Origin of the sequence: Micromonospora sp. ALFpr18c (assembly GCF_008868155.1) — a bacterium.
GTDB lineage: Bacteria > Actinomycetota > Actinomycetes > Mycobacteriales > Micromonosporaceae > Micromonospora.
The window spans coordinates 1-8,589 of the sequence record NZ_WBKR01000242.1 but is presented as its reverse complement, the minus strand read 5'-3'; the positions used below and the strand labels follow the sequence as shown (position 1 = coordinate 8,589).

Annotated in this window: 7 protein-coding genes; 5 read left to right on the top strand and 2 right to left on the bottom strand. The window is 72.2% G+C overall.

Annotation, left to right across the window (positions count from 1 at the left end):
* A partial coding sequence (locus tag F8271_RS28075) for a carbohydrate ABC transporter permease (protein ID WP_151492856.1) occupies positions 1 to 612 on the top strand: 612 nt, incomplete at its 5' end.
* A complete protein-coding gene (locus F8271_RS28070) occupies positions 612 to 1,541 on the top strand; it encodes a carbohydrate ABC transporter permease (RefSeq protein ID WP_151492855.1) in 930 nt (309 codons plus the stop codon). The genes F8271_RS28075 and F8271_RS28070, both read left to right, overlap by 1 nt.
* A gap of 4 nt (positions 1,542 to 1,545) precedes the next feature.
* Here the strand turns inward: F8271_RS28070 and F8271_RS28065 are convergent, their stop codons facing one another.
* Positions 1,546 to 3,240, bottom strand: coding sequence for an ABC transporter ATP-binding protein (locus F8271_RS28065; RefSeq protein WP_225854823.1), 1,695 nt, complete (start codon positions 3,238 to 3,240; stop codon positions 1,546 to 1,548).
* Between the two features lie 50 nt (positions 3,241 to 3,290).
* Positions 3,291 to 5,024, bottom strand: a complete 1,734-nt coding sequence (locus F8271_RS28060) for an ABC transporter ATP-binding protein (protein WP_225854822.1) — start codon at positions 5,022 to 5,024, stop codon at positions 3,291 to 3,293.
* Positions 5,025 to 5,123: 99 nt separating this feature from the next.
* On the opposite strand from F8271_RS28060, the gene F8271_RS28055 reads away from it, so the two are divergent.
* The 3 genes from F8271_RS28055 (at position 5,124) to F8271_RS28045 (ending at position 8,490) form a co-directional block, all read left to right on the top strand.
* Positions 5,124 to 6,833 carry a bifunctional 3'-5' exonuclease/DNA polymerase gene (locus F8271_RS28055; RefSeq protein WP_151492858.1) on the top strand — a complete coding sequence of 570 codons (1,710 nt, stop codon included), beginning with the start codon at positions 5,124 to 5,126 and terminating at the stop codon, positions 6,831 to 6,833.
* A 182-nt stretch (positions 6,834 to 7,015) separates the two neighbouring features.
* Positions 7,016 to 7,609: an NTP transferase domain-containing protein gene (locus F8271_RS28050; RefSeq protein ID WP_151492857.1), complete on the top strand. Its 594-nt coding sequence runs from the start codon at positions 7,016 to 7,018 to the stop codon at positions 7,607 to 7,609.
* A gap of 188 nt (positions 7,610 to 7,797) precedes the next feature.
* Complete coding sequence (locus F8271_RS28045; RefSeq protein ID WP_151492852.1) at positions 7,798 to 8,490, top strand: hypothetical protein; 693 nt, start codon at positions 7,798 to 7,800, stop codon at positions 8,488 to 8,490.
* The last annotated feature ends 99 nt before the right edge of the window (positions 8,491 to 8,589 follow it).

Sequence of the window (8,589 nt, the reverse complement as noted above, 5' to 3'; positions counted from 1 at the left end):
GGGCAGCGCCAGGGGGTCTGGGGGGCGAAGTTCTACCGGGTGGTGTTCTTCTTCCCCCAGGTCCTGGCGGTGGCGATCATCGCGGTGCTGTTCCAGATGGTGTACCGGCCGAACGAGTCCGGCCTGATCAACGGCGTGCTGATGAAGCTCGGCCTGGATCCGATCCTCTTCCTGGTCCGCCCGAACCTGGCCCTGTGGTCGATCATCGCGGTGCTGGTCTGGCAGGCGGTCGGCTTCTACGTGGTGCTCTTCTCGGCGGGGATGGCCTCCATTCCCGGTGAGATCTACGAGGCCGCCGAGATGGACGGGGCGAGCAAGGTGACCCTGTTCTTCCGGGTCACCCTGCCGCTGCTGTGGGACACCCTCCAGGTGGCCTGGGTGTACCTCGGCATCGCGGCGTTCGACGCGTTCGCCATCGTCGCGGTGCTCTCGGTGGACGGTGGCGGCCCGGACGGCGCCACCACCGTGCTGGCCATGGAGATCTACCGCAACGCGTTCGTCTACTCGAAGTACGGCTACGCCTCGGCGATGGGTGTGGCGCTGTTCTTCCTCACCATCACGTTCGCGGCGCTGACGCTGCGGCTCACCAAGCGGGAAAGCGTGGAGTACTGATGAACCCGCAGTCGACGCTGCCGCCCACACCGGCGGCGCTACCGCCGAAGACCGGCGACCCGGACGCGAACGCCCGGCGGGGGCGCAAGGGCCCCCGTTCGGAGGTACGGCTCCTCGCCGGCCTGGGGCACGTCGCGCTCGCCGTGTGGGCGGTCATCGTGATCGTGCCGATCCTCTGGACGTTCCTCGCCGCGTTCAAGAACACCTCCGAGATCTTCAGCAGCCCGTGGACGTTGCCGGCGGAGCTGCGGTGGGAGAACTTCGGGCGGGCCTGGACCAAGGCGAACGTCGGCCGGTACTTCCTGAACAGCGTGATCGTGGTGTCGTGCAGCACGTTCGGCACCATGCTGCTCGGCTCGATGGCCGCGTACGTGCTGGCCCGCTACAAGTTCTGGGGCAACCGGGCGATCTACTACCTGTTCGTCTCCGGGTTGGCGTTCCCGGTCTTCCTGGCCCTGGTGCCGCTCTTCTTCGTGGTGAAGAACCTGGGCCTGCTGGACACCCACACCGGTGTGGTGCTGGTCTACATCGCGTACTCGTTGCCGTTCACGGTGTTCTTCCTGGCGGCGTTCTTCAAGACGCTGCCGACGTCGGTGGCCGAGGCGGGGATGATCGACGGCTGCGGGCACACCCGGCTGTTCTTCCAGGTGATGATGCCGATGGCGAAGCCGGGCCTGATCAGCGTCGCGATCTTCAACATCATCGGTCAGTGGGCGCAGTACCAGCTGCCGCTGGTGCTGCTCTCCAACGCCAAGGACAAGTGGGTGCTCACCCAGGGCATCGCCGACATCTCGGTCAACGCCGGCTACGAGGCCGACTGGTCCGGGTTGTTCGCGGCGCTGACCATCGCCATCCTCCCGATGATCATCGTGTACGCGGTGTTCCAACGCCAGATCCAGGCCGGCCTCACCTCCGGCGCCGTGAAGTAGCCCGTCACCGCTCGTCGGCCTGGCCGTGCCAGGAGTGCCAGAGCGCCGCGTACGCCCCGTCGGCAGCCACGAGGTCATCGTGGCTGCCGATCTCGGTGATCCGGCCGTCGGCCAGCACGGCGACCCGGTCGGCGTCGTGCGCGGTGTTGAGCCGGTGCGCGATCGCGATGACGGTACGACCGACCAGCACGGCCGCCAGGGCCCGCTCGGTACGCCGGGCGGTGCTCGGGTCGAGCGCGGCGGTCGCCTCGTCGAGGATCAGGGTGTGCGGGTCGGCGAGCACCAGCCGTGCGAGGGCCAGCTGCTGCGCCTCGGCGGCGCCGAGTTGCCGGGCGCCGTCGCCGAGAGCGGTGTCCAGACCGTCGGGCAGTTCGGCGTACCAGTCGGCGCCCACGGTGGCCAGCGCGGCGCGCATCTGCTCGTCTGTGGCGTCCGGTGCGGCGAACGACAGGTTGTCACGGACCGTACCGATGAAGACGTGGTGCTCCTGGGTGACCAGGGCGATCCGGCGGCGACGTTCGGCGGGGTCGAGGTCGGTGACCGGGCGACCGCCGATGCTGACGACGCCGCGGCGAGGAGCGTCGATCCCGGCCAGCAGCCGGGCCAGGGTCGACTTGCCGGCGCCCGACGGGCCGACCACGGCCAGCCGCTCACCGGGCTGCACCTCCAGGTCGATGCCGTGCAGCACGTCGTGCCCGCCGGCGTAGGAGAACCGCGCCCCGCGCACGACGAGCCGCTGGCCGCGGGAGGGGGCCGTGGTGCCGGGCGGCTCCTCCGGCGGAACCAGGCCGACGCCCAGCACCCGGGCGAACGACGCGAAGCCGCGCTGCGCCTGCTCGGTCCACTGGAGCAACCGGTCCAGCGGTTCGATGGCCTGTTGCAGGTAGAGCGCGGCGGCGACGACCGCGCCGAGCGAGACCATGTCCCGGGAGAGCAGGTAGCCGCCAACGAGCAGGACCATGGCGACCGGCAGCGGATAGCTGGCCTCCACCACCGAGAAGAACACGGTACGCAGCGCGAGGGTCGCCCTCCGGGCCTGCCACACCCGGGTGACGCGGGTGGTGCCGTGCCGGACCCGCTCGTCGGTCAACCGCAGCGCCTCCACCGTGCGGGCGCCCTCGGCGGTGGTGGTCAACGTCTCGGTCAGCTCGGCCGACTCCGCGCCCTCACGGAGGTACGCGGAACTGGCCCGGCGCAGGTACCACCGGGTCACCGCCACGATCGACGGCAGCCCGGCCAGCGCCGCGAGCCCGAGCAGCGGATGCAGCAGGAACACCGCCCCGAACAGCAACGTCAACTGCACCGTGGCGATGACGATGGTGGGCACCACGTCACGGACGGTGGTGCCGACCGTCGCCACGTCGACCGAGCTACGGGTCGCCAGGTCGCCGGAGCCGGCGCGCTCGACGACCGAGACCGGCAGCCCGAGCGTTCGGGTGACGAACTGCTCGCGCAGCTCGGCGACGGCCCGTTCACCGAAGCGGTGGCCGGCGTACTGGGCGAACCGGGAGAGCAACGCGCTGGCCAGGACGCAGCCGGCGATGGCCAGCGCCAGCCGGTCCACCGTGGCCACCGTGGCACCGGCGGTGACCCGGTCGACGATGGTGCCCAGCAACCAGGGCGGGGCGAGCCCGGCGAGCGCGGCGGCGCCGTGCAGCACCAGCACGACGCCGACGGCCCGGCGATGCCGGCTGATCATGTCCCGCAGGGCGCGCCGTACGGTGCCGCGGTCCGCGACCGGTAGCCGGTTCACCGGTACGCCTCCTCGGCGTCGGCGGGCCGCCCCGCGCCGGTTTCGTCGCTGCCCCGGGCCACCAGGTGCCGGTAGCCCGAATCCTGGTCGAGCAGGTCGGCGTGGGTGCCGGTGGCGGTGATCCGGCCCGCGCTCAGGTGCGCGACCTCGTCGGCGCGGCCGAGCAGCAGCGGCGACGTGGCGAGCACCACGGTCGTCCGCCCGGCCCGTGCGGCCCGCAGCCGTTCGGCGATCCGCGCCTCGGTGTGCGCGTCCACCGCCGACGTCGGGTCGACGAGGATCAGCACCTCCGGCTCGACGAGGAGCGCCCGGGCCAGGCGTACCCGTTGGCGCTGACCACCGGAGAGCGTCCGGGCCTGGGCGTCGAGCGGGGTGTCCAGCCCGTCCGGCAGGGCGTCGACGATGTCCTGGGCCGAGGCGGTCCGGAGGGCGGCGCGGATCTGCTCGTCGTCGGCACCGGGGCGCAGGATGTCGCGCAGCGTCCCGGCGAAGAGGTACGAGTCGTGGTCGGCGACCAGGATCCGGGCGCGGACCTCGTCCAGGGCGACCCCGGTCAGCGGTACGCCGCCCCAGGTGGTGTCGCTGACCACGTACCGGCCGAGCCGGTCGGCCAGCGCCTCGGCCGCCGCCGGGTCGTCGACGGCCACGCCGGTCAGCCGGCCGGCGCGTACGGTCAGCCCGGTCACCGGGTCGTGCAGGTCGGCGGGACCGGTCGGAGCGGCCACGGCGTGCGGGTGGCGTGCGTCGGGGACGCCCCCGGGCCAGCGCCGCCCCGGCCCGCCGACGTCGTCCGGGCCGAGCCTGAGCAGGTCGGCGATCCGTCGGGCGGCGACCCGACCCCGGATCAGCTGGTGACTGCCCTCCAGCAGGAACCAGACCGGCACGATCAGGGTGGCCACGTAGCCGTAGACGGCGACCAGTTCACCGATCGTGACGTCACCGGCCACCGCCATCCGGGCCGTCAACCACACCACCGCCGCCAGGAACAGGCCGGGGATGGCGACGGTCGCCGCGTCGATCCAGCTGACGACCGCGCCGACCCGGTACCCCTCGGCGCGCAAATCCTGCGATCTGGCCGCGTACCGGCGGGCGAAGAGATCCCGGCCGCCCACCCCGGCGAGCACCCGCAGGCCAGCCACGATGTCGCCGGATCGGGCGGTGAGCGCGCCCTGCTGCCTGCGGTAGACCGATTCGGCGCGCTCCAGGCGGCGCAGCAGCGGCCCGACGACCAGCCCGACCGCCGGCACCCCGAGCAGCACGCAGAGCGCGAGCACCGGCGAGATCGACCAGAGCACCACGGCGATGACCGCGTACGCGACGACCGCGCCGACCCCCGGGCCGGTCAGGGTCAGCACCTGCGCCGACCAGTCGATGTCGGAGCCGCCGACGGTGGACACCTCCCCGGCGGCGGAGCGGCGCGGCAACGTCGCACCGACCCGGGACAGCTGGCGCAGCAGGACCTCCGCCGAGCGGGCCTTGGCGTCCTCCCGGATGAAGGTCATCGTGCGGTGCCGCATGATGCCCAGGTAGGACAGCGCCACCCCGGCCACGATGATCGCCGCGACCCAGAGCGCCAGGGCGCGGGTGTCGCGGGCGCGCAACCCGTCGTCGACGGCGCGATAGATCAGGTAGGGCCGTGCCGACAGCCCGACCATCCAGGCCGTCCCGAGCAGGCTGCCGCGCAGCACCCGCCAGGGCTGGCGGCGGACCAGCCACCACAGGTACCGCATCGGACCGCGCGTGTCGGGAGTGCCGGGCTCGGAATGCGGGATCTGCGGAGGCACCCGACCACGCTACCGAGCGCCCGGCCGACCCACCGACCCGTTTACCTGTCGCACGGGGAAGGCAGAATCACATTCGTGCTGGTGGCGGTGGTGGCAGACGAGCGGGGCGGGGGAGACCTGCGTCCGCTCGACGCCGCCGGCCGGCCGGCCGGCCCGATCGAGACCGTCAGCGACCTCGCGGCGGCGATGGCCGCACGGGAGGCCGCCGAGCATCCGCGATGGGTCTGGGCCGGCGCGGGCGCGATCTATCCGGCGCTGCTGCGCGCCGGCGTGCGCGTCGAGCGGTGCCACGACGTGGAGCTGACCGAGGCGCTGTTGCTCGGGCACGCCGGCCGCTGGGGCGAGCCCCGCTCGCTGGCCGCCGCCTGGGCCCGACTGACCGGCGGGCCGGTGCCGGCCGACCCGCCGCCGCGCGCCGCCGCGCCCCCCGGGCACGGCCAGGCCGCGCTCTTCGACACGCTGCCCGGCCCGCCGGGCCCGGGCATCGAGGCACTGACCCAGGTGTACGCCGACCAGCTCGCCCGGGTCGCCACCACCGAGCACCCGGGCCGGTTCCGGTTGCTGGTGGCCGCCGAGTCGGCCGGCGCGCTGATCGCGGTGGAGATGGGCGTCGCCGGGCTGCCCTGGCGGGCCGAGGTGCACGACGCGATCCTCGCCGAGCTGCTGGGTGAGCCGTCCCCGGTGGGCGGCCCGCCGCGGCGGTTGGCCGACCTGGCCGGCCGGATCGCCGACGCGTTCGGCGTACGCCACCTGCACACCGACTCCCCGGCGGAGCTGCTGAGGGCGTTCGCCCGGGTCGGGGTGGAGCTGCCCAACACCCGCGCCTGGGTCCTGCGCGGCGTGGACCACCCGGCGGTGCCGCTGGTGCTGGAATACAAGGAGCTCTACCGGATCTGGACGGCACACGGCTGGTCCTGGCTTGAGCAGTGGGTGCGCGACGGGCGGTTCCAGCCGGAGTACGTGCCGGGTGGGGTGGTGTCCGGCCGCTGGGCCACCCGGGGCGGCGGGGCGTTGCAGATCCCGAAGGTGATCCGCCGCGCGGTGGTGGCCGATCCGGGCTGGCGGCTGGTGGTGGCCGACGCCGGCCAGTTGGAGCCGCGCGTGCTGGCGGCGGTCTCCGGTGACGCCCGGTTGGCGGCGGCCGGTGGTGCCGGCGATCTCTACGCCGCGCTCGCCCGGGACTCCTTCGGTGGTGACCGGGCCCGGGCCAAGGTGGCGCTGCTGGGTGCCATGTACGGGCAGACCGGCGGGGCGGCGGTGCCGGCGTTGGCGGTGCTGAAGCGCAGCTACCCGACGGCGTTCGGTTTCGTCGAGGCGGCGGCACGTACCGGCGAGGCGGGTGGGCTGGTGCGTTCCTGGCTGGGGCGGACGTGCCCGCCGGGGACGGCCGGGTTCGGTGATCTCGACGACGCGTCGGTCGATCCGGACGGGGCGGTCGATCCGCAGGGTCCGCGGGCGCGGGCCGCCCGGTCGAGGGGCCGGTTCACCCGCAACTTCGTCATCCAGGCCACGGCCGCGGAGTGGGCGTCGACGTTGCTGGCGACACTACGGACGGAGCTGTCCGGCAGCGAGGCCGAGCTGGTCTTCTTCCAGCACGACGAGGTGGTCGTGCACGCCCCGGCGGGCGAGGCCGAGGCCGTCGCCGAGGCCGTCAACCGGGCGGGGGAGCGGGCGTCGGCGTTGCTCTTCGGTGCGACGCCGGTCCGTTTCCCGCTGGATCTGTCCATCGTCGACTGCTACGCCGACGCGGCCTGACCGGCGGTGCCGTCTCGCCGGTGATCGACCTGAGGTCGCCGGGATGTGTAACGGTTGCACTATTTCTCCTTTTCGCCCCGCCACCCTCGGGCGGCCGTCCTCGTTGCAGTGTCCGTAGGAGGGGCCGACCGGTCACGGTCGGTTCCGTGCTGGAGGGGGCGCAGCTGAACCGCATCGCAGCAATGATCATCGCCGCAGGCGGGGGACGACGGATCGGTGGTCCCGAGGCCCTGCTGCACCAGGGCGAGAAGCCCCTGGTCAACCAGATGATCGACACGATGACCGAGGCCGACTGCGAGCAGATCGTGGTCGTGCTGGGCGCCGCCGCCGAGCAGGTCCGGGAGACCGCCGACCTGGGCAAGGCCACCGTTGTGATCAACAAGGCGTGGGGCACCGGGGTCGGCTCGTCGATCCGGGCCGGCCTGGCCGCGATGGACGACGAGGGGATCGAGGCGGTGGTCGTGGTTCCGGTCGACATGCCGGGCCTGACCCCCGCGGCGGTTCGCCGGGTGACCGCGCTGCCGTACCCGGACGTGCTGGTCTGTGCCACCTACGACGGGCTGCGCGGCTACCCGATGCTGTTCGGCCGCCGGCACTGGCCCGGCATCGCCACCCTGGCCAGCGCCGACGTGGGCGCCCGACCGTACCTGCTGGCCCACAAGGACCAGATCGTCGACATCGCCTGCGACTCGGTGGCCGACGGCAGCCGGGTCGACACCCCGGAGCTGATGGCGCTGTACGGCCTGACCGTCCCGCCGCAGCGGGTAGGTGTCTGAGCGGTGCCAACTGGTCGGGGTTGCGGTCTTGCCCATCAGCCACCCGCTGATGATGGCCTGGGCCCTCAAACGTAGCCGGCACTGTCGGCAAGCTGACGGCCTGGCTCCGTGGGATTGCCTCGGCACCCGCCCGGCCGAACTGCCACCATGGCCTCCAGTCCGTCCAGTCCGTCCAGACGGGAGGCGACGTGGCACCACTGCACCGACCGAGCCTGTTGATCGGCGCTGCCTCGGCCGTTGTGGCCCTGGCAGTCGTGCTGCTGCTGGCAACGCCGGGCTTCGCGGTCACCTGGCCCTGGGGTCCGCCGAGCAACAAGGATCCGCAGACCGTGATGGTCAGAGGCTCGGTCTCATGCTCGTCGGTAACGAGCCTCTCGGACGGCTACGGCGGCAGCCCAGCCCTGCTCAAGATGAGCGATGGCAGCGTCTCCAAGACCCTGCACTACCCGTTCAAGTTGCAGCATTCGCGATTCGGATCGATCTACCGCCCGCCCTACTTCACCGGCTACGAATTCATGGCCACGGTCCCGGCGAAGTCCGACAAGACCACGATCAAGTGGAATTTGGAGTGCCGCGATCAAAACGGCAAAGCCGGCTCCAAACACAACGGCGCCTTCAGCGTCGGTCGCAAGGACCTGTCCCGCACCATCTGCTCCTACAGTGGCCTGACCAACCCGTGCAGTGGCACCGAAATCCGCGAAAAGTCGGCCGCCTGCGCCTTCAGCGTCCTGACCGCGGGACTCGACAATGACGCGCTCAGCTTGGCGGTAGTTATGGACGACGCCCAGAATGGCTGGTCCCTGCAGGACTATCTGAACAGCGCGGGTCTGGCTCATCCGCTGGTCGGCCTGATCGTCCCGCCGCAGCGGGTAGGTGTCTGAGCGGTGCCAACTGGTCGGGGTTGCGGTCTTGCCCATCAGCCACCCGCTGATGATGGCCTGGGCCCTCAAACGTAGCCGGCACTGTCGGCAAGCTGACGG

Coding starts and splice junctions, on each gene's coding strand:
- F8271_RS28070 (WP_151492855.1), top strand. CDS start 612: ATGAACCCGCAGTCGACGCTGCCGCCCACACCGGCGGCGCTACCGCCG.
- F8271_RS28065 (WP_225854823.1), bottom strand. CDS start 3,240: ATGATCAGCCGGCATCGCCGGGCCGTCGGCGTCGTGCTGGTGCTGCAC.
- F8271_RS28060 (WP_225854822.1), bottom strand. CDS start 5,024: ATGCGGTACCTGTGGTGGCTGGTCCGCCGCCAGCCCTGGCGGGTGCTG.
- F8271_RS28050 (WP_151492857.1), top strand. CDS start 7,016: ATGATCATCGCCGCAGGCGGGGGACGACGGATCGGTGGTCCCGAGGCC.